This is a genomic window from Zestomonas insulae, from assembly GCF_016901015.1.
GTDB lineage: Bacteria > Pseudomonadota > Gammaproteobacteria > Pseudomonadales > Pseudomonadaceae > Aquipseudomonas > Aquipseudomonas insulae.
The window spans coordinates 44,998-68,794 of sequence record NZ_JAFEUP010000004.1; the positions used below are offsets into that span (position 1 = coordinate 44,998).

At 63.3% G+C, this 23,797-nt stretch carries 24 protein-coding genes and 4 tRNA genes; 15 read left to right on the plus strand and 13 right to left on the minus strand.

What is annotated here, in order from left to right; genetic code table 11:
- Window positions 1-37 precede the first annotated feature (37 nt).
- Genes JQX08_RS13845 through trxB form a run of 3 tightly spaced genes read right to left on the minus strand, consistent with a single transcriptional unit; the run spans window position 38 to window position 2,487 of the window.
- A complete protein-coding gene (locus JQX08_RS13845; protein ID WP_205348987.1) occupies window positions 38-745 on the minus strand; it encodes an arginyltransferase in 708 nt (235 codons plus the stop codon).
- Window positions 746-800: 55 nt separating this feature from the next.
- On the minus strand, window positions 801-1,481 hold the full coding sequence (gene aat, locus JQX08_RS13850) for a leucyl/phenylalanyl-tRNA--protein transferase (protein ID WP_205348988.1): 681 nt from the start codon (window positions 1,479-1,481) through the stop codon (window positions 801-803).
- Window positions 1,482-1,536: 55 nt separating this feature from the next.
- Window positions 1,537-2,487 carry a thioredoxin-disulfide reductase gene (gene trxB, locus JQX08_RS13855; RefSeq protein WP_205348989.1) on the minus strand — a complete coding sequence of 317 codons (951 nt, stop codon included), beginning with the start codon at window positions 2,485-2,487 and terminating at the stop codon, window positions 1,537-1,539.
- A 182-nt stretch (window positions 2,488-2,669) separates the two neighbouring features.
- On the opposite strand from trxB, the gene ftsK reads away from it, so the two are divergent.
- From ftsK to JQX08_RS13870, 3 genes are all read left to right on the plus strand, one after another.
- Complete coding sequence (gene ftsK / locus JQX08_RS13860; RefSeq protein WP_430472535.1) at window positions 2,670-5,108, plus strand: DNA translocase FtsK; 2,439 nt, start codon at window positions 2,670-2,672, stop codon at window positions 5,106-5,108.
- Window positions 5,109-5,245: 137 nt separating this feature from the next.
- Window positions 5,246-5,872 carry an outer membrane lipoprotein periplasmic chaperone LolA gene (gene lolA, locus JQX08_RS13865; protein ID WP_205348991.1) on the plus strand — a complete coding sequence of 209 codons (627 nt, stop codon included), beginning with the start codon at window positions 5,246-5,248 and terminating at the stop codon, window positions 5,870-5,872.
- An 8-nt stretch (window positions 5,873-5,880) separates the two neighbouring features.
- Window positions 5,881-7,203, plus strand: coding sequence for a replication-associated recombination protein A (locus tag JQX08_RS13870; RefSeq protein ID WP_205348992.1), 1,323 nt, complete (start codon window positions 5,881-5,883; stop codon window positions 7,201-7,203).
- Window positions 7,204-7,217: 14 nt separating this feature from the next.
- Here the strand turns inward: JQX08_RS13870 and crcB are convergent, their stop codons facing one another.
- Window positions 7,218-7,598, minus strand: coding sequence for a fluoride efflux transporter CrcB (gene crcB, locus JQX08_RS13875; RefSeq protein WP_205349372.1), 381 nt, complete (start codon window positions 7,596-7,598; stop codon window positions 7,218-7,220).
- A 180-nt stretch (window positions 7,599-7,778) separates the two neighbouring features.
- Here crcB and serS point away from each other — a divergent pair, with 180 nt between their 5' ends.
- Window positions 7,779-9,059, plus strand: a complete 1,281-nt coding sequence (gene serS, locus JQX08_RS13880) for a serine--tRNA ligase (protein ID WP_205348993.1) — start codon at window positions 7,779-7,781, stop codon at window positions 9,057-9,059.
- Window positions 9,060-9,129: 70 nt separating this feature from the next.
- Window positions 9,130-10,515 (plus strand): siroheme synthase CysG, encoded by a 1,386-nt coding sequence (gene cysG, locus JQX08_RS13885; protein ID WP_205348994.1) that lies wholly within the window; start codon window positions 9,130-9,132, stop codon window positions 10,513-10,515.
- A gap of 4 nt (window positions 10,516-10,519) precedes the next feature.
- On the opposite strand, the gene JQX08_RS13890 is transcribed toward cysG, so the two are convergent.
- The 7 genes from JQX08_RS13890 to JQX08_RS13920 form a co-directional block, all read right to left on the minus strand.
- Window positions 10,520-11,521: a glutathione S-transferase family protein gene (locus JQX08_RS13890; RefSeq protein WP_205348995.1), complete on the minus strand. Its 1,002-nt coding sequence runs from the start codon at window positions 11,519-11,521 to the stop codon at window positions 10,520-10,522.
- An 87-nt stretch (window positions 11,522-11,608) separates the two neighbouring features.
- The gene (locus tag JQX08_RS13895; protein WP_205348996.1) at window positions 11,609-12,607 is read right to left on the minus strand and encodes a glycosyl transferase family protein; all 999 of its coding nucleotides are present in this window, start codon (window positions 12,605-12,607) and stop codon (window positions 11,609-11,611) included.
- On the minus strand, window positions 12,604-12,939 hold the full coding sequence (locus JQX08_RS13900) for a TusE/DsrC/DsvC family sulfur relay protein (RefSeq protein WP_205348997.1): 336 nt from the start codon (window positions 12,937-12,939) through the stop codon (window positions 12,604-12,606). The genes JQX08_RS13895 and JQX08_RS13900 overlap by 4 nt, the downstream gene beginning before the upstream one ends.
- Complete coding sequence (gene tusB, locus JQX08_RS13905; RefSeq protein ID WP_205348998.1) at window positions 12,936-13,235, minus strand: sulfurtransferase complex subunit TusB; 300 nt, start codon at window positions 13,233-13,235, stop codon at window positions 12,936-12,938. Before tusB ends, JQX08_RS13900 begins: the two co-directional genes overlap by 4 nt.
- Window positions 13,235-13,594, minus strand: a complete 360-nt coding sequence (gene tusC, locus JQX08_RS13910) for a sulfurtransferase complex subunit TusC (RefSeq protein WP_205348999.1) — start codon at window positions 13,592-13,594, stop codon at window positions 13,235-13,237. The genes tusB and tusC overlap by 1 nt, the downstream gene beginning before the upstream one ends.
- A 1-nt stretch (window position 13,595) precedes the next feature.
- Window positions 13,596-13,988: a sulfurtransferase complex subunit TusD gene (tusD, locus tag JQX08_RS13915; protein ID WP_205349000.1), complete on the minus strand. Its 393-nt coding sequence runs from the start codon at window positions 13,986-13,988 to the stop codon at window positions 13,596-13,598.
- A gap of 100 nt (window positions 13,989-14,088) precedes the next feature.
- A complete protein-coding gene (locus JQX08_RS13920; protein WP_205349001.1) occupies window positions 14,089-14,757 on the minus strand; it encodes a Bax inhibitor-1/YccA family protein in 669 nt (222 codons plus the stop codon).
- Between the two features lie 131 nt (window positions 14,758-14,888).
- Here JQX08_RS13920 and JQX08_RS13925 point away from each other — a divergent pair.
- The 8 genes from JQX08_RS13925 (at window position 14,889) to galU (ending at window position 19,798) form a co-directional block, all read left to right on the plus strand.
- Window positions 14,889-14,976 (plus strand) — tRNA-Ser (locus JQX08_RS13925).
- Window positions 14,977-15,134: 158 nt separating this feature from the next.
- Window positions 15,135-15,779 (plus strand): response regulator transcription factor GacA, encoded by a 645-nt coding sequence (gene gacA, locus JQX08_RS13930; RefSeq protein ID WP_205349002.1) that lies wholly within the window; start codon window positions 15,135-15,137, stop codon window positions 15,777-15,779.
- Window position 15,780: 1 nt separating this feature from the next.
- Window positions 15,781-17,604 carry an excinuclease ABC subunit UvrC gene (gene uvrC / locus JQX08_RS13935; RefSeq protein WP_205349003.1) on the plus strand — a complete coding sequence of 608 codons (1,824 nt, stop codon included), beginning with the start codon at window positions 15,781-15,783 and terminating at the stop codon, window positions 17,602-17,604.
- Window positions 17,605-17,637: 33 nt separating this feature from the next.
- Window positions 17,638-18,198 carry a CDP-diacylglycerol--glycerol-3-phosphate 3-phosphatidyltransferase gene (gene pgsA / locus JQX08_RS13940; protein ID WP_205349004.1) on the plus strand — a complete coding sequence of 187 codons (561 nt, stop codon included), beginning with the start codon at window positions 17,638-17,640 and terminating at the stop codon, window positions 18,196-18,198.
- A 68-nt stretch (window positions 18,199-18,266) separates the two neighbouring features.
- A tRNA-Gly gene (locus JQX08_RS13945) sits at window positions 18,267-18,342 on the plus strand.
- Window positions 18,343-18,385: 43 nt separating this feature from the next.
- Window positions 18,386-18,459: transfer RNA gene (locus tag JQX08_RS13950), tRNA-Cys, on the plus strand.
- A gap of 162 nt (window positions 18,460-18,621) precedes the next feature.
- Window positions 18,622-18,708 (plus strand) — tRNA-Leu (locus tag JQX08_RS13955).
- A gap of 250 nt (window positions 18,709-18,958) precedes the next feature.
- Window positions 18,959-19,798: a UTP--glucose-1-phosphate uridylyltransferase GalU gene (gene galU / locus JQX08_RS13960; protein WP_205349005.1), complete on the plus strand. Its 840-nt coding sequence runs from the start codon at window positions 18,959-18,961 to the stop codon at window positions 19,796-19,798.
- Between the two features lie 48 nt (window positions 19,799-19,846).
- Here the strand turns inward: galU and JQX08_RS13965 are convergent, their stop codons facing one another.
- Window positions 19,847-20,269, minus strand: a complete 423-nt coding sequence (locus JQX08_RS13965) for a VOC family protein (RefSeq protein WP_205349006.1) — start codon at window positions 20,267-20,269, stop codon at window positions 19,847-19,849.
- A gap of 81 nt (window positions 20,270-20,350) precedes the next feature.
- Between JQX08_RS13965 and gorA the strand changes: the two genes are divergently transcribed.
- The gene (gene gorA, locus JQX08_RS13970; protein ID WP_205349007.1) at window positions 20,351-21,709 is read left to right on the plus strand and encodes a glutathione-disulfide reductase; all 1,359 of its coding nucleotides are present in this window, start codon (window positions 20,351-20,353) and stop codon (window positions 21,707-21,709) included.
- 8 nt (window positions 21,710-21,717) lie between these two features.
- Window positions 21,718-22,341 carry a trimeric intracellular cation channel family protein gene (locus JQX08_RS13975; protein ID WP_205349008.1) on the plus strand — a complete coding sequence of 208 codons (624 nt, stop codon included), beginning with the start codon at window positions 21,718-21,720 and terminating at the stop codon, window positions 22,339-22,341.
- A gap of 54 nt (window positions 22,342-22,395) precedes the next feature.
- Here the strand turns inward: JQX08_RS13975 and JQX08_RS13980 are convergent, their stop codons facing one another.
- The gene (locus tag JQX08_RS13980; protein WP_205349009.1) at window positions 22,396-23,796 is read right to left on the minus strand and encodes a DUF1254 domain-containing protein; all 1,401 of its coding nucleotides are present in this window, start codon (window positions 23,794-23,796) and stop codon (window positions 22,396-22,398) included.
- Window position 23,797: the final 1 nt, after the last annotated feature.

Below are 23,797 nucleotides of genomic sequence, written 5' to 3' on the forward strand. Positions count from 1 at the left end.
TGCATTGTGCCCGAAACAGGCTTGGCCGCCAAGGGGCTCAGGTCAGCGGGACCCAGCGTTGATTGACAAAGAGCTCAATCGGGCGGTACTGGGTTTTGTAGTTCATCTTCCGGCAGTTCTTGATCCAATAGCCAAGATAGACCGCTTGCAGGCCCATGCGCGCGGTTTCGGCGATCTGCCAGAGGATCGCATAACGCCCCAGGCTGCGACGTTCTTCGGAGGGGTCATAAAAGGTGTAAACCGCCGACATTCCGTTGGAAAGCACGTCGGTGACGGCGATTGCCAGCAGGCGGCCGCTCTCGCGGAACTCGTAAAAGCGGGAGAACGTCAGGTCGCGGACCAGGAAAGTGGAGAACTGATCACGGCTCGGAGGATACATGTCGCCGTCGGCGTGGCGCTGTTCGATGTAGCGCACATAGAGGGCGTAGTACTCCTCGGTAAAGGTTGGCCGAACGGCGCGCACGTCAAGGTCGGCGTTGCGCTTGAGGATGCGACGCTGCTGGCGATTGGGGATGAAGCTCGCGGCGGGAATGCGCGCGGGAATGCAGGCGGTGCAGCGCTGGCAGTGCGGGCGGTACAGGTGATCGCCACTGCGACGAAAGCCCATCTCCGAGAGTTCGGCGTACAGCTCCACGTCCATCGGCTGGCTGGGGTCGAGGAACAGCGTCGTAGCTTGCTCCTCGGCCAAATAGCTGCACGGATGAGGCTGGGTGGCATAGAACTTCAAGCGGGCCAGCTCGGTCATGGTCGTGTCTCAAAATTGACCTTGCGATAAGTGTAAGCCACGCTGCGGGGCTCGCCTAGGCAGGCCAGGTTGCCGTCGACGGCTGATCGAGATGGCGGGCCAGGTACGTCACGAAGTCATCGCGCGGAATCGCTCGAGCGCCCAGGCTGTGCAGGTGTTGTGTCGGCATTTGGCAGTCGATCATCACGAATCCCCAGTCGCGCAGCTGTTTAACCAAGGTGACAAAACCGACTTTGGAGGCATTGTCCGTTCGGCTGAACATCGATTCGCCGAAGAACAATCTACCGATCGCCAGGCCATACAGGCCGCCGACCAGTTCACCAGCACGCCACACTTCGACCGAGTGAGCGATTCCCTTCGAGTGCAGCGCCGCGTATGCAGCCTGCATCGGCTCGGTAATCCAGGTGCCGTCCGTATAGCTCCTCGGGCCCGCGCAGGCATGAATCACTGCGGCAAAATCCTGATCGAAAGTGACCTCGAACAGGCCCTGGCGCAGCACTTTGCGCAAGCTGCGTGAGACGTGCAACTCGTCCGGGAACAACACCGTGCGCGGGTCGGGTGACCACCAGAGCAGTGGCTGACCGTCCTGGTACCAGGGGAAGCAGCCGTGGCGATACGCCTGGACCAGCCGTTCGGGGCTTAGGTCGCCGCCAGCAGCCAGAAGCCCATTAGGCTCGCGCAGCGCCTTGCTCACTGGAGGGAAGTCCAGTGAGTTGCGCTTGAGCCAGGTCAGCATCGGCGATCCGGATGGAGGGGAGGGTAGAGGCGGGCACTCGATGCCCGCTCATGCCTCACAGGTCGTCGAGGTACTTTTCGGCGTCCAGGGCTGCCATGCAGCCCGCGCCGGCGGATGTGATCGCTTGGCGATAGACGTGGTCGGCGACGTCGCCGGCCGCAAAAACGCCCTCAACCGCCGTGGCGGTGGCGTTGCCCTCGCTGCCGCCTTTGATCAGTAGGTAGCCTTCACGCATTTCCAGCTGCCCTTTGAACAGGTCGGTGTTCGGTTTGTGCCCGATGGCGATGAACACGCCGGCCAGAGCTAGTTCCTGCGTTTCGCCACTCTGTGCATGCTTCAGGCGCACGCCGGTGACGCCGCTCGCGTCGCCCAGCACTTCGTCTAGGGTCTGGTTCCAGTGCAGGCGGATGTTGCCATTCTCGGCTTTCTCGAACAGCTTGTCCTGCAGGATTTTCTCCGAGCGCAGCTTGTCGCGGCGGTGGATCAGGTGGACTTCCTTGGCGATGTTCGACAGGTACAGCGCCTCTTCCACGGCGGTGTTGCCGCCGCCAATCACGCATACCACTTGATTGCGGTAGAAGAAGCCGTCACAGGTCGCGCAGGCCGAGACGCCCTTGCCGGCAAAGCTCTCTTCGGACGGCAGGCCGAGGTATTGAGCGGAGGCGCCGGTGGCGATGATCAGCGCGTCGCAGGTGTAGGTGCCGCTATCGCCTTTGAGCGTGAACGGTTTGGATTGCAACTCGGCGGTATGGATGTGGTCGTAGATGATCTCGGTGTCGAAGCGTTCGGCGTGCTTCTGCATGCGCTCCATCAGCGCTGGGCCGGTCAGGCCCTCGACGTCGCCGGGCCAGTTGTCGACTTCGGTGGTGGTGGTCAGCTGACCGCCGGGCTGGATTCCGGTGATGACCACAGGCTTGAGATTGGCGCGCGCGGCATAGACGGCGGCGCTGTAGCCTGCCGGGCCGGAGCCCAGGATGATCAGGCGCGAATGCTTGACTTCACTCATAAAAACACCTCATAAGCCTTTGTCACAAAAGAGTTTGCATGCTCAAATTGAGTCGCGTGTACGCTGCTGGCGACTATGCTACACCGAAGCACCCATGGAGCGAGAGCTTCCGGATTCGGCATGGCATGTCGTAGCCAGGGCCGTACAATAGGCCGCGTTTCAGGCACTTCGTCGACCGTTGGGTGCGCAGAGCGCGCAGGGTAAAAAGCGTTTTGAAGAAATCGAACACAAACGTTCAAGCTCCGGTCTGGCGACAGCAGTTGCCGTACCGACTCAAGGAAGGGGCGCTGATCGCCCTGGGCGCGCTGTGCCTCTATCTGTGGATGGCGCTGCTGACCTATGACCAGAGCGATCCGGGCTGGAGCCATACCAGCAATGTCGAACAGGTGCAGAACTCTGCTGGTCGGGCGGGGGCCTGGTTCGCCGATATCCTGTTCATGGCCTTGGGCTATTTCGCCTACCTCTTTCCGTTGCTGCTTGCCGTCAAAACCTGGCAGGTCTTCCGCGCCCGCCATCAGCCCTGGCAGTGGAGCGGCTGGCTGTTCTCCTGGCGTCTGATCGGCCTGGTGTTCCTGGTCCTTTCGGGCGCGGCCCTGGCTTACATCCACTTCCATTCCGGTACCAGCCTGCCGGCGTCGGCGGGTGGTGCGCTCGGTGAAAGCCTGGGCCAGCTGGCGGTAGCGGCGCTGAACGTGCAGGGCAGCACCTTGCTGTTCATCGCACTGTTCCTGTTTGGTCTGACGGTGTTCACCGATTTGTCGTGGTTCCAGGTCATGGACCTGACCGGCAAGATCACTCTGGACCTGTTCGAGCTGGTGCAGAGCCTGATCAACCGCTGGTGGAGTGCCCGGGTTGAGCGTAAGCAGCTGGTTGCTCAGCTTCGTGAAGTCGATGATCGGGTCAACGAGGTCGCAGCTCCGGTCGTTCCGGATCGCCGCGAGCAGGCCAAGGTCAAGGAGCGCCTGATCGAGCGCGAAGAGTCGCTCACCAAGCATATGAGCGAGCGCGAGAAGCGCCCGACGGTGCAGATCACTCCGCCGGAGGCACCGAAGGCCGCCGAGCCGAGCAAGCGCGTTTTGAAGGAAAAACAGGCGCCGCTGTTTGTCGACAGCGCAGTCGAAGGTACCTTGCCACCTATTTCCATCCTCGACCCCGCTGAGAAGAAGCAGAAGAGCTTCTCGCCCGAGTCGCTGGAAGCCATGTCGCGCCTGTTGGAGATCAAGCTCAAGGAGTTCGGCGTCGAGGTGATTGTCGAATCCGTGCATCCAGGCCCGGTAATCACCCGTTTCGAGATCCAACCGGCTGCTGGCGTGAAAGTCAGCCGCATTTCCAACCTGGCCAAGGACCTCGCCCGTTCGCTGGCAGTGATCAGCGTGCGTGTGGTTGAGGTAATCCCGGGCAAGACAACCGTCGGTATCGAGATTCCCAACGAAGACCGCCAGATCGTGCGTTTCTCCGAGGTGCTCGAGTCGAGCCAGTACGATGATGCTAAGTCGCCAGTCACCCTGGCGCTGGGCCATGACATCGGCGGTCGACCGGTGATTGCCGACCTGGCGAAGATGCCGCACCTGCTGGTTGCCGGTACCACGGGCTCCGGTAAGTCGGTCGGGGTCAACGCAATGATTCTGTCGGTCCTGTTCAAATCCACGCCAGAAGAGGCGCGGATGATCATGATCGACCCGAAAATGCTCGAACTCTCGATCTACGAGGGCATTCCGCACTTGTTGTGTCCGGTTGTCACCGACATGAAAGAGGCGGCCAATGCGCTGCGCTGGAGCGTCGCCGAGATGGAGCGGCGCTACAAGCTGATGGCAGCGATGGGCGTGCGTAACCTGGCCGGCTTCAACCGCAAGGTGAAAGACGCCGAGGAGGCGGGCACACCGCTGAGTGACCCGCTGTATCGCCGCGAAAGCATGGAAGATGAGGCGCCGCTGCTGAAGACCCTGCCGACCATCGTGGTGGTGGTCGACGAATTTGCCGACATGATGATGATCGTCGGCAAGAAGGTCGAAGAGCTGATCGCGCGTATCGCGCAGAAGGCGCGTGCCGCCGGCATTCACCTGATCCTCGCGACCCAGCGGCCGTCGGTGGACGTGATCACCGGCCTGATCAAGGCCAACATCCCGACCCGTATGGCCTTCCAGGTGTCGAGCAAGATCGATTCGCGCACCATTCTCGATCAGGGCGGCGCCGAGCAGTTGCTCGGCCACGGCGACATGCTGTACCTGCCTCCGGGTACCGGCCTACCGATTCGTGTCCACGGCGCCTTCGTCTCCGACGATGAAGTGCACCGCGTGGTCGAGGCGTGGAAGCTGCGTGGCGCTCCGGACTACATCGAAGACATCCTCGCCGGTGCCGAAGAGGGTGGCGCCGGTGGTGGCTTCGATGGCGGCTCGGGCGAGGGCAGCGAGGGCAGCGAGGACGACCCGCTGTATGACGAGGCGGTGCGCTTTGTCACCGAATCGCGGCGTGCCTCGATCTCCGCAGTGCAGCGCAAGCTGAAGATCGGCTACAACCGCGCGGCACGCATGATCGAAGCCATGGAAATGGCCGGGGTGGTCACCTCGATGAACACCAACGGTTCGCGCGAAGTGATCGCGCCGTCGCCGGTACGCGACTAGCTCACTGCATTGCCCGCACAGTGCCTGGCGGCGCGGTGCGGGCAATGCGCGGCGACTCCCGGTAAACTTCTCCCCTTCATGCCCGCGGGTGCCGACTTGGCCTCCGCTCTGCAGACCTACCGAGTAAGAGGATTTTCATGCGTCTGATCCGTCTGTTGTTGATCGCCGCACTGGGCATTGCCGCGCTGCCGGCCATGGCCGACGACAAGGCGTCCGTGCAGCGCCTGACTCAAATGCTGGACCAGGCGCAAACCATCACCGGGCGCTTTTCCCAGCTGACCCTGGACGGTTCCGGCACGCAGCTGCAGGAAACCTCCGGCGACATGATCCTCAAGCGCCCCGGGCTGTTCCGCTGGAGCACCGACGCGCCGATGGAGCAGCTGCTGGTGTCCAATGGCAGCAAGGTCTGGCTGTATGACCCAGACCTGCAGCAGGTGACTATCCAGACCCTCGATCAACGCCTGACCCACACTCCGGCGCTGCTGCTGTCCGGCGATGTGTCGAAGATCAGCTCGAACTTCGAGATCAGCCACAAAGAGGCGGGTGACGTGGTCGACTTCACCCTCAAGCCGAAGGCCAAGGACACCTTGTTCGACAGCCTGCGCCTGTCGTTCCGCAAGGGCGTGATCAACGACATGCAGTTGATCGACAGCGTTGGCCAACGCACCAACATCCTGTTCTTCGGCGTGAAAATGAATCAGTCGGTAGACGCCGGGCAGTTCGACTTCAAGATCCCCGAAGGCGCCGACGTCATCCAAGAGTAACGAGGCCCATGGACCTGTTCCGCTCCGAACCCCTTGCTCAGCCCCTGGCGGCACGCCTGCGTGCCACCAGCCTGGATGAGTACGTCGGCCAGGAGCATGTGCTGGCGGCGGGCAAGCCGTTGCGTGAGGCCCTGGAGCAGGGCGCGCTGCACTCGATGATCTTCTGGGGACCGCCCGGGGTGGGCAAGACCACCCTGGCCAAGCTGCTCGCCAAAGTGTCCTCGGCGCATTTCGAAACCATTTCCGCGGTGCTGTCGGGCGTCAAGGAAATCCGCCAGGCCGTGGACATGGCCAAGCAGCAGGCCGCGCAGTATGGCCGCCGCACCATCCTGTTCGTCGATGAAGTGCACCGCTTCAACAAGTCGCAACAGGACGCCTTCCTGCCTTACGTCGAGGACGGCACGCTGATCTTTATCGGTGCCACCACCGAGAACCCCTCGTTCGAGCTGAATAATGCGCTGCTGTCGCGGGCACGCGTCTATGTGCTGAAGAGCCTGGACGCGGCGGCCATGCGCAAGCTGGTGCGCCGCGCGCTGGAGGAGGACAAGGGGCTGGGGCGGCGGCAGTTGAGCCTGCCTGAAGAGAGCTTCCAGATACTCTGCGCCGCCGCCGATGGCGACGGTCGCCGCCTGCTCAACCTGCTGGAAAATGCCGCCGACCTGGTCGAGGACGGCCAGGTGATCGACAGCGAGCTGCTGCAGAACCTGCTCAGCGACAGCCGCCGGCGCTTCGACAAGGGCGGCGAAGCGTTCTACGACCAGATTTCTGCGCTGCACAAATCGGTACGCGGTTCCAATCCCGATGCGGCGCTGTACTGGTATGCGCGCATGCTCGATGGCGGTTGCGATCCGCTGTACTTGGCTCGCCGCGTCGTGCGTATGGCCAGTGAAGACATCGGCAACGCCGACCCACGGGCGCTGACACTCTGCCTGAATGCCTGGGATGTGCAGGAGCGCCTGGGCAGCCCTGAGGGCGAGTTGGCGGTGGCCCAGGCCATCGTCTATCTGGCCTGCGCGCCGAAGAGCAATGCGGTGTATATGGGCTTCAAGGCGGCCATGCGCGATGCCGCCGAACACGGCTCGCTGGAAGTGCCGTTGCACCTGCGCAACGCACCGACCAAGCTGATGAAGGAACTGGGCTACGGGGACGAGTACCGCTACGCCCACGACGAGCCGGATGCCTACGCGGCGGGGGAAGACTACTTCCCCGAGCAGCTGGAACCGCGCCGCTACTACGCGCCGGTGCCGCGCGGCTTGGAGCTGAAGATTCGCGAGAAGCTCGAGCGCCTCGCCGGGCAGGATCGGCAGAGCCTGCGCAAACGCCGCCCCTGATTAGACGTTGGCGCTCAGCGCGCCAGCCACTGCCAGCTAAACAGGCCCGCCAAGGTCATAAGCAGCGAGCCGCTGACATGCAGTGCGATCGCCCCGGCCGCAATGGCAATGCGGCCCTGCTGGAGCAGCGAGACGATCTCCGCGGAAAAGGTCGAGAAGGTGGTCAGGCCGCCGCAGAATCCCGTGATGATCAGCAATCGCCACTCCGGCGACAGGTTCGGCGCGCTGGCGAAATAGGCGATCGCCAGGCCGATGATGTAGCCGCCGATGAGGTTGGCCGCCAGCGTCCCCGGTGGTACTGCCGGCATCAGGTTGTTCAGCTTCAGGCCGAGGAACCAGCGCAGCAGCGCACCGGTTGCGGAGCCGACGGAGATGGCGACAATGGCTTTGAGCACGGGCACGTCCGTTTGCGAAGATCGAATGTTCGGGCTAGGAAAAAGGCTTATGCCGATAAATGCAAGGGTGACTTGGATTTCATCGCAAAAGGACTCGGCTTGGCGGCGCTAAGACCGTAAACTTCGCAGCTCTGCAGCCGGCGCGATCCGCCGCAACTCCGATCTTCTGGGACCATCACCATGCTCGACTCCAAACTCGTTCGCACTCAGCTTGAAGACGTGGCCGCACGCCTGGCCACGCGCGGCTTTCAACTGGATGTCGCGCGCTTCGAGACCCTCGAGGCGCAGCGCAAGGCGGTACAGACCCGTACCGAACAGCTGCAGGCAGAACGCAACGCGCGCTCCAAATCCATCGGTCAGGCCAAGGCCCGCGGCGAAGACATCGCCCCGCTGATGGCCGACGTCGAGCGCATGGGCAGCGAGCTGAGTGAAGGCAAGCAGGAGCTGGACAGCATTCAGGCGGAGCTTGATGCGCTGCTGCTGGGCCTGCCTAACCTGCCAGACGAATCGGTACCGGTCGGCGCGGATGAGGACGCCAACGTCGAAGTGCGTCGCTGGGGGACGCCGACGGCGTTCGACTTCGAGATCAAGGATCACGTGGCGCTGGGCGAACAGCACGGCTGGCTCGACTTCGAGACCGCGGCCAAGCTGTCGGGCGCGCGCTTCGCCCTGTTACGCGGACCAATTGCGCGCCTGCACCGCGCCCTGGCGCAGTTCATGATCAACCTGCACGTGGCCGAACATGGCTACGAAGAGGCGTACACGCCCTACCTGGTGCAGGCGCCGGCGCTGCTCGGCACCGGCCAGCTGCCGAAGTTTGAGGGCGACCTGTTCAAGATCAGCCGCGAAGGCGAGGCGGATTTCTACCTGATCCCGACCGCCGAGGTATCGCTGACCAATATCGTCTCTGGCGAGATTCTCGACTCCAAGCAGCTACCGCTGAAACTTGTCGCTCACACCCCGTGCTTCCGCAGCGAAGCCGGTGCCTCCGGGCGCGATACCCGCGGCATGATCCGCCAGCATCAGTTCGACAAGGTCGAGATGGTGCAGATCGTCGAGCCGTCGAAGTCCGCCGAGGCGCTGGAAAGCCTCACCGGCAACGCCGAGCGTGTGCTGCAGTTGCTCGAGCTGCCGTATCGAGTGCTGGCGCTATGTACCGGTGACATGGGTTTCGGTGCCACCAAGACCTATGATCTGGAAGTCTGGGTGCCGAGTCAGGACAAGTACCGTGAAATCTCCTCCTGCTCGAACTGCGGCGATTTCCAGGCGCGGCGCATGCAAGCGCGCTGGCGCAATCCGGAAACCGGCAAACCGGAGCTGGTGCACACCCTGAACGGTTCGGGGCTGGCAGTCGGTCGCACCCTGGTTGCGGTGCTGGAGAACTACCAGCAAGCCGACGGCAGCATTCGTGTGCCGGAAGTGCTCAAGCCCTACATGGGCGACATAGAAGTGATCGGCTAAGCGACCCGGTCGGCACACTTGGCGGGGCGGCACGGGCCGCCCCGTTTCATTTTCTTCGCGAGAACGTCCTATGGATTTCCTCCCTCTGTTCCACAACCTCAAGGGTCGCTCGGTATTGGTGGTGGGCGGTGGTGAGGTCGGGCTGCGCAAGGCGCGCCTACTGGCTGACGCTGGCGCCTACTTGCGCGTGGTCGCTCCGGAGGTGCTCCCCGAGCTGCAGCAACTGGTCGCCGCGCAGCACGGTGAAACGCACCGGCGCGGCTACTTCGCCGCCGACCTCTCCGGCGTGGTGCTGGTGATCGCCGCGACGGACGACGAGGTGTTGAACGCGCAGATTTCCGCCGAGGCCCAGGCGCTGGGGATTCCGGTCAACGTGGTGGACGCGCCGAAGCTGTGCAGCGTGATCTTTCCGGCGATCGTCGACCGTTCGCCGTTGATCGTCGCCGTGACCAGCGGTGGTGATGCGCCGGTCCTGGCGCGGTTGATCCGAGCCAAGATCGAGACCTGGATTCCCGCCACCTATGGCCAGTTGGCCGGCTTGGCCAAGCGCTTTCGGGCCCGGGTGAAGGCGCTGTTTCCTGACGTGCAGCAGCGTCGCGTGTTCTGGGAAGACGTGTTTCAGGGGCAGGTTGCCGAAAGCGTGTTCGCCGGCAAGCTGGGCGAGGGCGAGCGCCTACTCGAAGCCAAGCTGGCCGGCGCCGCTCCGCGGTCGCTGGGCGAGGTATATCTGGTCGGGGCCGGGCCGGGTGATCCGGATCTGCTCACTTTCCGCGCCCTGCGCCTAATGCAGCAGGCCGACGTGGTGCTCTACGACCGCCTGGTGGCCCCGGCGATCATTGAACTGTGCCGTCGCGACGCCGAGCGCATCTACGTTGGCAAGCAGCGCGCCGAGCACGCCTTGCCGCAGGAGCAGATCAACAGCCGCTTGGTCGAGCTGGCCAAGCAGGGCAAGCGCGTGCTGCGCTTGAAAGGCGGGGATCCGTTCATCTTCGGGCGCGGCGGCGAAGAGATCGAAGAGCTGGCGGCTCACGGCATTCCCTTCCAGGTCGTGCCAGGTATCACCGCGGCCAGCGGTTGCGCGGCCTACGCCGGTATCCCATTGACCCACCGCGACCACGCGCAATCGGTGCGCTTCGTCACCGGCCATCTGAAGGACGGCAGCTGCGATCTGCCGTGGGCCGATCTGGTCGCGCCTGGGCAGACGTTGGTGTTCTACATGGGCCTGGTCGGCTTGCCGGTGATCTGTGCGGAGCTGATCCGCCACGGCCGCGCGGCGAACACGCCGGCGGCGCTGGTGCAGCAGGGCACCACGCGCAATCAGCGGGTGTTCACCGGCACTCTCAGCGACCTGCCGAGCCTGGTCGCCGAGCATGAAGTGCATGCGCCGACGCTGGTGATTGTCGGCGAGGTGGTGCAGTTGCGCGACAAGCTGGCGTGGTTCGAAGGCGCTCAGTAAGCCTTTAGCCGTTGCGCGCGATGCCGCGTCCCGGCAAGCGGGCGCGATCGTGCGACGCATCGAAGTCCAACTGCGGTCCGAGCGGCACCACGCCGGTCGGGTTGATGGTGCGATGGCTGGCGTAGTAGTGATGCTTGATGTGCTCGAAGTCCACGGTCTGCGCCACGTCCGGCCATTGATACAGCTCGCGCAGCCAGTTCGACAGATTGGGGTAGTCGGCGATGCGCTGGCGGTTGCACTTGAAGTGGCCGTGGTACACCGCGTCGAAGCGAATCAGCGTGGTGAACAGCCGCCAGTCGGCCTCGGTGAGTAGCTCGCCTGTGAGATAGCGCCGCTCGCCTAGGCGAGCTTCCAGCCACTCGAGCTCATCGAACAGGGTGATGAACGCCTCTTCATAGGCTTCCTGCGTGGTGGCAAAGCCCGCCCGGTACACGCCGTTGTTGATTGCCGGGTAAATGCGCGCGTTGAGCGCGTCGATCTCTTCGCGTAGTTCGCGCGGGTAGAGGTCCAGGCGATTGCCGGTCAGCCCGTCGAACGCGCTGTTGAACATGCGGATGATTTCCGCCGACTCGTTGCTGACGATGCACCGCCGCTGTTTGTCCCAGAGCAGCGGCACGGTGACGCGTCCGCTGTAATGCGGGTCGTCGAGGGTGTAGCGCTGGTGCAGGTAGGTCAGCGCGTCGAGGCCGTCGCCGCTGGAGCCATGGTCGACGTCGAAGGTCCAGCCCTGTTCACCCATCAGCCAGCTGACCACGGAGACGTCGATCAGCCCCTCGAGGCCTTTGAGCTGTCGGAAGATCAGCGTGCGGTGCGCCCAGGGGCAGGCAAGCGACACGAACAGGTGATGGCGGCCGGCTTCGGCCGGAAAGCCAGCTTCGCCACTAGGGCCAGCGCTGCCGTCGGCGGTGATCCAGTTGCGCCGCTGCGCGTCCTCGCGGCGGAAGCGTCCATCGCGCTTGGTGTCGTACCACTGGTCACGCCATTGTCCGTCGATCAGCAGGCCCATGGAGGTGCCCTCGCGTTCGTGTAAGTGACTTGAGTCTAAGTCAGCTTGCTCGAACTAATCGCGAAAAAAGCGGCGCATTTCAATCGATTAAATCGATCTGTCGCGCGCGCTCCAGTACTCAGCGGCCCGCGCGAACGCCTCTTCCTGAGAGACCCCCAAGCCACGCAGCGCCAGGGCCATGGTCGCCTGAACGGCCAGCAGACCGTAGGCGTCATCCACATCGCCACGCCAGACGACTTGCAGTTGGGCGGGGTCCAGTTGTTCGGGTTTGACATGCCGCAGCGGCGACAGCGGCGCCCATTCCTCGTCCCAGCTGACACCAGCGGTGGCCCCGAACAGATGGCTGCGCGCGTCCGGGTTGATCTCGATCTCGCCGCCTTCGCCCTTGATCACCAGCGCGGTATCGCCGAGCAGGCGACTGGCCTCGCGGTGCTGCTCCTGGTAACCGGGGTGGAAGATGCTCTGCAGACCGCAGCGCGCCTGCAGCGGGTTGAGGATGCGTGCCAGCGAGTGGATCGGCGAGCGTAGGCCGAGGGTGTTGCGCAGGTCGATCATGCGTTGCAGGCGCGGCATCCAGTCGACCAGCGGGTGGAAGGCCAGGTGCTGCTGGTCGAGGGCGTGCGCTACCGCGGCCCAGTCGCGGCACAGCGGAATGTTCAGTGCCTCGAGCAGCTGCTCGCTGTACAGGCGCCCGGCGGTATGGGCGCCGCCGCCGTGCAGGTAGATGCGCAGTCCCTGGCCGGCCAGGCACTTGGCGGCCAGCAGGTACCAGGGCAGGTGCCGCTTCTTGCCGGCGTAGGTGGGCCAATCGAGGTCGACCGCAATCGCCGGGGCATCCAGGCGCTCACGCACGGCCTCGGTGAAGCCGGCCAGCTCCTCGGCGTTCTCCTCCTTGTGGCGCAGCAGCATCAGGAAGGCGCCAAGCTGGGTCTCTTCGACGCTGCCGTCGAGCAACATGCCCATCGCTGCGCGGGCCTCGTCGCGCGTCAGGTCGCGCGCGCCGCGCTTGCCCTTGCCAAGAATGCGGACGAACTGGGCGAAGGGGTGTTCCTCTGGCGTGACCAAGGTGAGCGGCGCGGCGGTCATAGGCAATTCGTCGGTTTCGGTAGGCCCGCCAGCTTGGCGGCCAGTTTGGCTGGAGTGCCCTTGAACAGGCCGTTGAGGTGCAGGCTATTGCCTTTCTCGGGGCCGAGCTTGAGGGCGATGTATTTGATCAGCGGCCGGGTTGCCGGCGAGAGCTGGAACTCGGCATAGAAGCCGCGCAGCAGCTCGAGAATCTCCCAGTGCGCGGCAGTCAGCACGATCTCCTCCTGCTCGGCAAGCGCACTCGCCACCTCAGGAGCCCAGTCCTGCAGGTCGACCAGGTAGCCGTCCTTGTCCAGCGCAATGCGGCGCCCCGCGACAGTCAGTGCACTCATAGCCAACTGTTGACCTTGTCGTAACGGGTGCAGAGCTCGACGAAGGCGGGATAGTCGAGCGCCTCGAGACGGGGTGGAGCAGACAAGCCACGGGCCTGCAGATCCTCGTCGAGGGCGTACAGCTTCACTCTCTCGGAGATCAGCGTCAGCGCCTGTAGCTGCACGGTGCCGGGTTGCACGGCATAGGCGGCGTCCCCGGTGAGGAGTAGACCGTCGTGCGCGCCCAGCAGGTGCAGGCAGCTGGTCAACCGGCTGTCGCTGAATGGCGAATGGGAAAGGATGTGCAGGGTAGCCATCAGAGGGTAATCACCTGGTCGTAACGATCGATCAGTGCGGTCAGCGCAACGTCATCCAGCACCTGGACCGCCAGGCTCAAGGCCGACGCATTCAGGCCTCGCTCGCCAAGGCTGCGCGCGGCGGCGAAGAGCGACTCCACGCCGAACAGCGGCAGCGCCTGCAGATTGGCGCTGAGGTCCTTCTGCTGTAGCTGGCCGGGCTGCTGGGCAGGGGCCAGCTGAAAGACGCCATCATCGAGGAACAGCATGCCGATCGGCAGGTCATAGGCGCCGCCGGCCAGCGCGATGTCCAGCGCTTCGCGTGCCGCCGGGCCGGCCCAGGGTGCCTGGCGGCTGATGATCAACAGCGACTTGGCCATCTCAGTTGCCTCCGAAGCAGATCAGGCGATCGGCCAGTTGCGCGGCTTCGTGAAGCTGGCCGAGACCGGACAATTCCCACGGCCGCTCGAGGTTGGCGGCATTGCGTTCGTAGCGGCGCGCCTCTTCATCATTCAGCACGCCACGGCGCAGGGCCGCGGCAATGCATACGACCCCGTCGAGCTGGCGGCCGCTGACGAAGCTCCGCCACTCGGCGGCGGCATCCAGCTCATCCTGGGGCGCGACAATGCTCGCCGACGCGCTGTGCACACCGTCCTGATAGAAGAACAAACGCACGATCTCGTGACCTCCGTCCACCACCGCCTGGGCGAAGCGCAAGGCGCGTCGGGAGGAGGGGGCATGGGGCGGGGAGAACAGGGCAATGGCGAATTTCATGATGTTCCCAGGCGCAGCGAATCTGCCGGAATGATACCGAAGATGCGCGGCGCAGGCATGAAAAAGCCCGCCGGAGCGGGCTTTGTCGGTGGGGCATGGATCAGTCGTCGCTGCCCATGATGCCGAACAGCTGCAGCAGGCTGACGAACAGGTTATAGATCGACACGTACAGGCTGATCGTCGCCATGATGTAGTTGCGCTCGCCGCCGTGGATGATCGCGCTGGTCTGGAACAGGATGCAGGCCGACGAGAACAGCACGAAGCCGGCGCTGATCGCCAGTTGCAGGCCGCTGATCTGGAAGAACAGGCTGACCAGCACTGCACCGAGCAGGACGAAGAAGCCGGCGGTGATGAAGCCGCTGAGGAAGCTCATGTCCTTGCGGGTAGTCAGCACATAGGCGGACAGGCCGCAGAAGACCAGAGCGGTCATGGCGAAGGCAGCGGTCACCACTTCGGCGCCACCGCTCATACCGAGGTAGCGGTTGAGGATCGGGCCGAGGGTGAAGCCCATGAAGCCGGTCAGAGCGAAGGTGCTGACTAGACCCCACGCCGAGTTACGCAGCTTGGTGGTAAGGAAGAACAGGCCGTAGAAGCCGATCAGCAGCACGAAGACGTTCATGTGGCGAACGTTCATCTGCTGGGCGACGTAAGCCATTACCCCGCTGAAGGCCAAGGTGAGGGCGAGGAGGCCGTAGGTATTGCGCAGAACGCGGCTGACCTCGCCCTGCGCGGCTTGCGTCTGGTTGAGGACGTAATCTTGTTCGTGCATGGCATGCTCTCCTGGGCGTGAAGTCCAAATCCGTAGTTGCCTGGCATCATAGCAAAGCCCCGCGCCAGGCCAACGGCGAGAGTTTGACAGTGTGTTTCCTTTCGGTAAGATGGCGGCCCCGCGTTACCTGCGGAAGTGTGGCCGAGTGGTTTAAGGCAGCGGTCTTGAAAACCGCCGGGTGTAACAGCCCCCAGAGTTCGAATCTCTGCGCTTCCGCCATTTCTCTCCTCGCATATCCCCTTCCTTGTTTGGTTTCTGGCGCTTGTCTTTTGACTACTGTGCGCCAAACTAGGTCCAGCCTGCAGATTTTGATAAGGTTGCCGACACACAAGAATTACCGCTGCAGGGAGCGGCCCCTGACGTGCATGAGGTGTCGTTTGATTAAGGTCTTAGTGGTCGATGACCACGATCTGGTGCGTACCGGCATTACGCGTATGCTGGCCGATATCGACGGGCTACAAGTGGTAGGGCAGGCCGACTCCGGCGAGGCATCGCTGCTGAAGGCGCGTGAGCTCAAACCCGACGTGGTGCTGATGGACATCAAGATGCCCGGCATCGGTGGCCTGGAAGCAACCCGCAAACTCCTGCGCAGTCATCCTGACCTGAAGGTCATCGCAGTCACCGCCTGCGAAGACGACCCGTTTCCGACGCGCCTGCTGCAGGCCGGTGCCGCCGGCTATCTGACCAAGGGCGCGGCCCTCGAAGAGATGGTGCAAGCCATCCGTCTGGTGTTCGCCGGACAGCGCTTCATCAGCCCGCAGATCGCTCAGCAGCTTGCGCTGAAGCCGTTCCAGCCGCAGCAGAACGGTTCGCCGTTCGATCTGCTGTCGGAGCGCGAAATCCAGATTGCGCTGATGATCGCCGACTGCCAGAAGGTGCAGAGCATCTCTGACAAGCTGTGCCTGTCGCCGAAAACGGTGAACACCTACCGTTACCGCATCTTCGAAAAACTGGCGATCACCAGCGACGTGGAGCTGGCGCTGTTGGCCGTGCGCCACGGCATGGTCGACGCCACGAGCTGAGATGAGCGCACCTTTCGACGCCTCGGCCTTCCTCAATACCTGTACCGGCCGCCCCGGCGTTTACCGGATGTTCGATGAGGGCGGCAAGCTCCTCTATGTCGGTAAAGCCAAGAACCTCAAGAAGCGCTTGGCGAGCTACTTCCGCAAGACCGGCTTGGCGCCGAAGACGGCGGCGCTGGTCGGCAAGATCGTCCAGGTCGAAACCACCATCACCGCCAACGAAACCGAGGCGCTGCTGCTTGAGCAGACGCTGATCAAGGAATGGCGGCCGCCGTATAACATCCTGCTGCGCGACGATAAGTCGTATCCCTACGTCTTCCTCTCTGATGGCGACTTTCCGCGCCTCGGCATCCATCGTGGGGCGAAAAAGCAGAAGGGCCGCTACTTCGGTCCTTATCCAAGCGCCGGTGCGATCCGCGAGAGTCTGGCCCTGCTGCAGAAGGCCTTTCAGGTCCGCCAGTGCGAGGACAGCTACTTCAAGAACCGTACCCGGCCCTGCCTTCAGTACCAGATCAAGCGCTGCAAGGGGCCCTGTGTCGATTTGATCGAGCCGGGCGAGTACGCCGAAGACGTGCGCCATTCGGTGATGTTCCTCGAGGGGCGCAGCAATGCGCTGAGCGAAGAACTGTCGAGTTCGATGGAGCAGGCCGCAGCGGTGCTGGATTTTGAGCGCGCTGCCGAGTTGCGCGATCAGATCGGCGTACTGCGTCGGGTGCAGGATCAGCAGAGCATGGAAGGTGGCACCGGCGACGTTGATGTCGTGGCCGCCACGGTCAACCCCGGTGGCGCCTGCGTACACCTGATCAGCGTGCGCGGTGGCCGCGTGCTGGGGAGCAAGAATTTCTTCCCTCAGGTGGCGATCGAGGAGGGCGTCGACGAAGTGATGTCTGCCTTCCTGGCGCAGTACTACCTGGGCAGCCAGGAGCGCGAGCTGCCCAGCGAGCTGATCGTCAACGTGGTGCATGACGACTTCGCGGCGCTGATCGAGGCCATTCACGCACTGCGTGACGTCGAGCTGAGCATCAGCCACCGCGTTCGCGGCACGCGCGCGCGCTGGCAACAACTAGCGGTAACCAATGCCGAGCAGGCGCTGAGTGCGCGCCTGGCTAACCGGCAGCACCTGGCCGCACGTTTCGACGCCCTTGCCGAAGCCTTGGATCTGGATGAGTCGCCGCAGCGCCTGGAGTGCTTCGATATCAGCCACTCCAGCGGCGAGGCGACGGTGGCCTCGTGCGTGGTGTTCGGCCCTGAGGGGCCGCTGAAGTCCGACTATCGCCGCTACAACATCGAAGGGGTGACGGCGGGCGATGACTATGCCGCCATGCGCCAGGCGCTGACGCGTCGCTTCAGCAAGGTCAAGGATGGCGAGGGTAAGTTGCCGGATATCCTGCTGGTCGACGGCGGCAAGGGCCAGCTGGCGATGGCGCAGGAAGTGCTGCAGGAACTGGCGGTGCCCGAACTGATTCTGCTCGGCGTAGCCAAGGGCGTGACGCGCAAACCCGGCCTGGAAACTCTCTACCTGAATGATGCGGCCCATGAGTTCACTCTGCCGGGCACATCGCCGGCGCTGCACCTGATTCAGCAGATCCGTGACGAGTCGCACCGCTTCGCGATCACCGGTCACCGCGCCCGCCGCGGCAAGGCGCGTCGCACTTCGAGCCTGGAGGAGGTGGCCGGTGTCGGGCCGAAACGGCGTCGTGAACTGCTCAACCATTTTGGTGGCCTGCAGGAACTCAACCGCGCCAGTGTCGAAGAAATCGCCAAGGCGCCCGGCATCAGCAAAAAGCTCGCCGAGTCGATTTATGCCGCCTTGCACAGCGAGTAGAATGCCCGCTCACCTCGCAGCCCAGATGTGCCGATGAATATCCCCAATCTGATTACCGTTCTGCGCGTTCTCCTGATACCGATCTTTATTCTGCTGTTCTACCTCCCGTTTACCTGGAGCCATCTCGCGGCCAGCGGCGTCTTTGCGCTCGCGGCGGCGACCGATTGGCTGGATGGTTACCTGGCCCGGCGCCTGGAGCAAAGCACGCCCTTCGGCGCGTTCCTTGATCCAGTGGCGGACAAGCTGATGGTGGCTGTCGCGCTGGTACTGCTGGTGGAGGAGCACGCGAACATCTGGCTGACCCTGCCCGCAGCGATCATCATCGGTCGCGAGATCGTGATTTCCGCGCTGCGTGAATGGATGGCTGAGCTGGGCGCGCGCGCGCATGTCGCGGTATCCAGCTTGGGCAAGTGGAAGACGGCCGCGCAGATGTCGGCGCTGGTCATTCTGCTGGCCAATCCGGCGCTGCTGAATTTCTGGGTGATTGTCGGCTTCACGCTACTGATCATCGCTGCAGCACTGACCCTGTGGTCGATGTTCAATTACCTGCTTGCTGCCTGGCCGCATCTCCGGACCACCACCGAGAAGAAATAAAACTTTTTTGAATCAAAGGGTTGACGGGGCGTTCCGATCCTATAGAATGGCGCCCGTCACCAAGACAAGCGGGAATAGCTCAGTTGGTAGAGCACGACCTTGCCAAGGTCGGGGTCGCGAGTTCGAGTCTCGTTTCCCGCTCCAGTTAGTTGACGAAGACGCCGCCTAAAGCGGCGTCTTCGTTTGAGGCCGGGTGGCAGAGTGGTCATGCAGCGGATTGCAAATCCGTGTACGCCGGTTCGATTCCGACCTCGGCCTCCACTATAAAAAAGCCCCGTAGATATTTGATCTACGGGGCTTTTTTGTTTGTTTCGAGCGGTGTTCAGGCACGCCTGAACGCTTGCGTCGAGGGGAAGGGGCTGTATATAGTCCTGCCCTCGTTCAGGGAGGCAACCTCCCGTCGACGCGATTGATCGCGCTACCGCCCGAATGGCGAAATCGGTAGACGCAGGAGACTTAAAATCTCTCGTCCGCAAGGGCATGCCGGTTCGAGTCCGGCTTCGGGCACCATTAAAATCAAATACCTGCGGCACATTGCTAAGGTATTTTCGATAAAAGCAGCACCCTGCGTATCCCTTCTTCTCCTGCTGCAGATTGCTCTGAACGTGGCCAAGAGCCAGCTGAGTCTGCTGCACACAGGAACTATCCTTTCCGAGTTTCCTCTAACCACGCAGCCTGCCAGTTGGCGGGCATTGTAAGGCGACTGCCGCCTGATTAGACTGCGCGGCACTTACGCACCCTCCTTATTGCAAGGACCCCCATGATCAAGAAATGCCTGTTTCCCGCAGCTGGTTACGGAACCCGTTTTCTGCCTGCTACCAAAGCGATGCCGAAGGAAATGCTGCCAGTGGTCAACAAGCCACTGATCCAGTACGGCGTCGAAGAAGCGCTGGATGCCGGTTTGAATGAAATCTCCATCGTGACCGGCCGCGGCAAGCGCGCGCTGGAGGACCATTTCGACATCAGCTACGAGCTGGAACATCAGATCAAGGGCACCGACAAGGAGAAGTACCTGGTTGGTATCCGTCGCCTGATCGACGAATGCAGCTTCTCCTACACCCGCCAGGTGGAAATGAAGGGTCTCGGCCACGCGATCCTCAGCGGCCGTCCGCTGATCGGCGATGAGCCGTTCGCCGTGGTGCTGGCGGACGACCTGTGCCTGAACCTCGAAGGCGATGGCGTGCTGACCCAGATGGTCAAGCTGTACAACCAGTTCCGCTGCTCGATCGTGGCGATCCAGGAAGTGCCGCCGGAAGAGACGTCCAAGTACGGCGTGATCTCCGGCGAGATGATCCGTGACGACATCTTCCGCGTGAACACCATGGTCGAGAAACCCAAGCCTGAAGATGCGCCGTCCAACCTGGCAATCATCGGCCGCTACATCCTGACCCCGGATATCTTCGACCTGATCGAGAAAACCGAGCCGGGCAAAGGCGGCGAGATCCAGATCACCGACGCCCTGATGAAGCAGGCGCAGGACGGTTGCGTGCTGGCGTACAAGTTCAAGGGTAAGCGTTTCGACTGCGGCGGCGCCGAGGGTTACATCGACGCCACCAACTTCTGCTTCGAGAACTACTACAAGACCGGCAAGGCCTACTAAGGCGTTCGCGGTTTCGACAAAAGCCACCTTCGGGTGGCTTTTGTGCTTTCAGGGGATAGGCATCGCCTCGGAGCCCGGCCCGAGTGGCTGGCCGTAGCTGAACTCGACGTAGTTGCCGGCGGGATCGCGCACCCCGCAGTAATAGCCGACCGGATACGGCTCGTCGCGCGGCGCCCAGATCAGGCAGCCCTCCTGACGGGCCAGCTCGGCAATCGCGTCCACCTGCTCGCGGTTTTCCAGGGCGAAGCCGAAGTGGCTGTAGTCATCGGCAGCGAGCTGGCGATCGGCACCGCCGGGCATGATCACGAAGATGAACTGGTGTTCCTTACCCGGCTCGGCCATCCAGACTATCCGCGAGCCTTTGCCGGCGCGCTCGTGGATCACGCGCATGCCACAGAAACGGCTGTAGAAGCTCACGCAGGGCTCAAGGTCAGGGACGTGCAAGGCGAGGTGGGTGAGGGTTGGGCGCATCGGCGTTCTCCTTCTCCTGTGCTTGCAGTTTAGGCGGCGCCACCAGCGGGGTATGCTTGGCAGCACTTGAGGAGAGAGCAGATGACCTACGACTTCGACCTATTCGTGATTGGCGCGGGCTCCGGCGGTGTACGTGCGGCGCGCTTCGCCGCCGGCTTTGGTGCCCGCGTGGGTGTGGCCGAGAGCCGCTACCTGGGCGGTACCTGCGTCAACGTCGGTTGCGTGCCGAAGAAGATGCTGGTCTACGGCGCACACTTTGCCGATGACTTCGAACAGGCCAAGGGCTACGGCTGGTCGTTCGGCGAGGCGGGTTTCGACTGGCCGACGCTGATCGCCAACAAGAACCGCGAAATCCTTCGCCTCAACGGCATCTACCGCAACCTGCTGGTCAACTCCGGCGTCACCGTGCTGGAAAGCCACGCCAAGCTGCTCGATGCGCAGCACGTGGAAGTCGATGGTCAACGCTTCAGCGCCAAGCACATCCTCATCGCCACCGGCGGCTGGCCGCAGATTCCCGATATTCCTGGGCGCGAGCACGCGATCAGTTCCAACGAGGCGTTCTACCTCAAGGCGCTGCCCAAGCGCGTACTGGTTGTTGGCGGTGGCTACATCGCCGTTGAGTTCGCCTCGATCTTCCACGGTATGGGCGCGCAGACCACGCTGCTCTATCGCCGTGAACTGTTCCTGCGTGGCTTCGATGGCGCGGTCCGTCGGCACCTGAAGGAAGAACTAGAACGCAAGGGCATGGACCTGCAGTTCAATGCCGACATCGCGCGTATCGACAAGCAGGCGGACGGCAGTCTGGCGGCGACCCTCAAGGATGGCCGCGTGCTGACTGCCGATTGTGTGTTCTACGCCACCGGGCGGCGGCCGATGCTGGATAACCTGGGCCTGGATAACACCGGTGTGAAGCTCGACGAGCGCGGCTTCATCCAGGTCGACGAACGCTACCAGACCAGCGAGCCGTCGATCTTCGCCATTGGCGACGTAATCGGCCGCGTACAACTGACCCCGGTGGCGCTGGCCGAAGGCATGGCCGTCGCGCGCCAGCTGTTCAAGCCGGAGGAATACCGCCCGGTCGATTATGACCACATCCCGACGGCGGTATTTAGCCTGCCGAACATCGGCACCGTGGGCTTGAGCGAGGAGGATGCGCGCGCCAGGGGGCACAAGGTGAAGCTCTTCGAGAGCCGCTTCCGCGCCCTCAAGCTGACCCTCACTGAGGATCAGGAGCGCACGCTGATGAAGCTGGTGGTGGATGCCGACAGCGACCGCGTGCTGGGCTGCCACATGGTCGGTCCGGAGGCCGGGGAAATCGTCCAGGGCCTGGCCGTCGCGCTGAAGGCTGGGGCAACCAAACAGGTGTTCGACGAAACCCTGGGCGTCCACCCGACTGCCGCGGAGGAGTTTGTTACCATGCGCGCCCCCGTAACCGGCTGAAGGGCATCATGGAGCAACTTTTCTACCTGTCGGATGTGTTTGGTGTTGCCGTTTTCGCGATCACCGGTGCGTTGATGGCGGGGCGCAAGTCGATGGATCTGTTCGGCGTGCTGGTCATCGCCATTACCACCGCGCTGGGTGGCGGTACGCTGCGTGACGTGATCCTCGACAACCATCCGGTCAGCTGGATTCGCAACGACACCTACATCCTGGTCGCCGTGCTCGCGGCGATCGGCACCGTGCTGTGGGTGCGCCTGACCCGGCCGATCCATGAGAACGGCCTGCTGATCGCCGACGCCTTCGGCCTCGCGGTGTTCACCGTGATCGGCACCGAGGTGGCGCTGCAACACGGCACGCCAGTCAGCACCGCGGTGATCATGGGGGTCATGACCGGTGTCGCCGGCGGGGTGATGCGCGACGTGTTGTGCAACGAGATTCCGATGATCTTCCAGAAGGAAATCTATGCCACCGCCTGCATCGCCGGCTCGCTGGCATTCATCGGCCTGCTGCACCTTGGTGTCACGCACTGGCTGGCGACCGGCCTGGCGATGCTGGTGGTGTTGCTCACCCGGCTCGCGGCGATTCGCTGGCACCTCTCGTTACCGAGATTCCATCTGCTCGACCGGGTTTGAACTAAACGAAAACGGCCACCCAAGGGTGGCCGTTTTCGTTCCTGGCTATGGCCTTTAGGCGGCCTCTACCGCGGGCATCTGCCACTGGCCGGTCTTGGCTGCCTCGCTCGGCCCGTACAGGCGCAAGGCGAGGAAGAACGGACCCTTGGCCGGTGTCGGCAACCAGTTGCTCTGATCTGCCGGCGCCTCGCGCTGAAGGAGCAAGGTGAGGCCGCCGTCCGCATCGCGCTTGAGGGCGTCGCGGCTGCTCAGACAGTAGCGATTGATCGGGTTGTCCACCAGCTGCCGGTCGGGCAGGTCATACAGGGTCAGCGACCAGAACTGGCTGGCCGGCGGCAGTTGATCGGCACGGAAGTGCAAGCGGTACTGGCGGCCAGCCACCAGCGGTTCGCCGCGCTGGTCCAGCCTGCTGCCGGTGTAGACGGCCTCGTCGATGCTGTTGCCGTAGATGCCCAGCGCGGCGCCCATGGCGCGCTTCAGGTAGTCATTGGCCAGCGCCTGGCGGTCGCCGAACATGCTGATCGGCCGTGGCAGTTTCTCTGACGCGGCCTTGAGCTCGGCCTGCGCCTGCTGGATACCGGCGATCAGCGCCTGGCGTTGCTGCGGGTTGAGGGCGGCGACGTCGAACGGCTGGCCGGGGACGATACCAATGCGGCTGAAGCGGTCGCGCAGCGCGCGTTCCGATTCGACCACCGGGCACAGCGTGAGCAGCTGGTTGAGGTGGGTGATGAAACCGGCACCCAGACCGTTCTGGATCTCCCAGGGCAGCCAGTTCACCGCAGCGGCCGGAGCCGGAGCAGCGCTGCCGGTGTAGTCGTGCAGCGCGCGCAGGCGGTACTGCTGCTGGAGGGCGCGCACCGCTGGCAGATCGTCCGCATGGTTGAGCCCGGTGCGGCCGAGGATCATCGCGATCTCGGTTTCACTGCGCAGCACCTGCTTGATGCCGGCCGGGGCCTGACCTTGCCAGCCAGGTCCGGCGATCAGGTAGTCGCCGGCTTCGCGACCGGTGCTCAGCACGCCGACATAGGCGAAGTTCTGCGTGTACATATCGACCAGTTGGTGCACGTAGTAACGCTGCGCATCTACGGCCGGCACGCTGAGCACCCAGGGCTCGGCGCGCAAGTCGAGCCAGGCCCAGGAGTAGGGGGTGTCGTTGTTCGGTGTGACGATGTCGCGATTCTTCGGGGTGAACAGGTCGCTGTAGTGACGGAACCGCCCGAAGCCGCCGACATACTCGCTGGCGCTGGGATTCAGCGCCTGCTTTTGCATGGTCTGGTAGTGCATCAGCATCGGATAGGCGTAGATCCAGGCCTCGCGGGTGATCGCCTGGAACTCGGCCGGGTCCTGGCTGAGCGGCTGCGCGGCGGCGAGCAACCAGGCCGGACAGGCCAACCCGGCCCCGAGGGCGGTAATCCCACCGAGGAAGTGGCGGCGACTGAAGGGGACAGTCCGCATC

What these genes read in the sequence shown, in the direction of transcription:
- JQX08_RS13845 (WP_205348987.1), bottom strand. Translation starts at nt 745, where the DNA reads ATGACCGAGCTGGCCCGCTTGAAGTTCTATGCCACCCAGCCTCATCCG.
- aat (WP_205348988.1), bottom strand. Translation starts at nt 1,481, where the DNA reads ATGCTGACCTGGCTCAAGCGCAACTCACTGGACTTCCCTCCAGTGAGC.
- trxB (WP_205348989.1), bottom strand. Translation starts at nt 2,487, where the DNA reads ATGAGTGAAGTCAAGCATTCGCGCCTGATCATCCTGGGCTCCGGCCCG.
- lolA (WP_205348991.1), top strand. Translation starts at nt 5,246, where the DNA reads ATGCGTCTGATCCGTCTGTTGTTGATCGCCGCACTGGGCATTGCCGCG.
- JQX08_RS13870 (WP_205348992.1), top strand. Translation starts at nt 5,881, where the DNA reads ATGGACCTGTTCCGCTCCGAACCCCTTGCTCAGCCCCTGGCGGCACGC.
- serS (WP_205348993.1), top strand. Translation starts at nt 7,779, where the DNA reads ATGCTCGACTCCAAACTCGTTCGCACTCAGCTTGAAGACGTGGCCGCA.
- cysG (WP_205348994.1), top strand. Translation starts at nt 9,130, where the DNA reads ATGGATTTCCTCCCTCTGTTCCACAACCTCAAGGGTCGCTCGGTATTG.
- JQX08_RS13890 (WP_205348995.1), bottom strand. Translation starts at nt 11,521, where the DNA reads ATGGGCCTGCTGATCGACGGACAATGGCGTGACCAGTGGTACGACACC.
- JQX08_RS13895 (WP_205348996.1), bottom strand. Translation starts at nt 12,607, where the DNA reads ATGACCGCCGCGCCGCTCACCTTGGTCACGCCAGAGGAACACCCCTTC.
- JQX08_RS13900 (WP_205348997.1), bottom strand. Translation starts at nt 12,939, where the DNA reads ATGAGTGCACTGACTGTCGCGGGGCGCCGCATTGCGCTGGACAAGGAC.
- tusB (WP_205348998.1), bottom strand. Translation starts at nt 13,235, where the DNA reads ATGGCTACCCTGCACATCCTTTCCCATTCGCCATTCAGCGACAGCCGG.
- tusC (WP_205348999.1), bottom strand. Translation starts at nt 13,594, where the DNA reads ATGGCCAAGTCGCTGTTGATCATCAGCCGCCAGGCACCCTGGGCCGGC.
- tusD (WP_205349000.1), bottom strand. Translation starts at nt 13,988, where the DNA reads ATGAAATTCGCCATTGCCCTGTTCTCCCCGCCCCATGCCCCCTCCTCC.
- JQX08_RS13920 (WP_205349001.1), bottom strand. Translation starts at nt 14,757, where the DNA reads ATGCACGAACAAGATTACGTCCTCAACCAGACGCAAGCCGCGCAGGGC.
- uvrC (WP_205349003.1), top strand. Translation starts at nt 15,781, where the DNA reads ATGAGCGCACCTTTCGACGCCTCGGCCTTCCTCAATACCTGTACCGGC.
- pgsA (WP_205349004.1), top strand. Translation starts at nt 17,638, where the DNA reads ATGAATATCCCCAATCTGATTACCGTTCTGCGCGTTCTCCTGATACCG.
- galU (WP_205349005.1), top strand. Translation starts at nt 18,959, where the DNA reads ATGATCAAGAAATGCCTGTTTCCCGCAGCTGGTTACGGAACCCGTTTT.
- JQX08_RS13965 (WP_205349006.1), bottom strand. Translation starts at nt 20,269, where the DNA reads ATGCGCCCAACCCTCACCCACCTCGCCTTGCACGTCCCTGACCTTGAG.
- gorA (WP_205349007.1), top strand. Translation starts at nt 20,351, where the DNA reads ATGACCTACGACTTCGACCTATTCGTGATTGGCGCGGGCTCCGGCGGT.
- JQX08_RS13975 (WP_205349008.1), top strand. Translation starts at nt 21,718, where the DNA reads ATGGAGCAACTTTTCTACCTGTCGGATGTGTTTGGTGTTGCCGTTTTC.
- JQX08_RS13980 (WP_205349009.1), bottom strand. Translation starts at nt 23,796, where the DNA reads ATGCGGACTGTCCCCTTCAGTCGCCGCCACTTCCTCGGTGGGATTACC.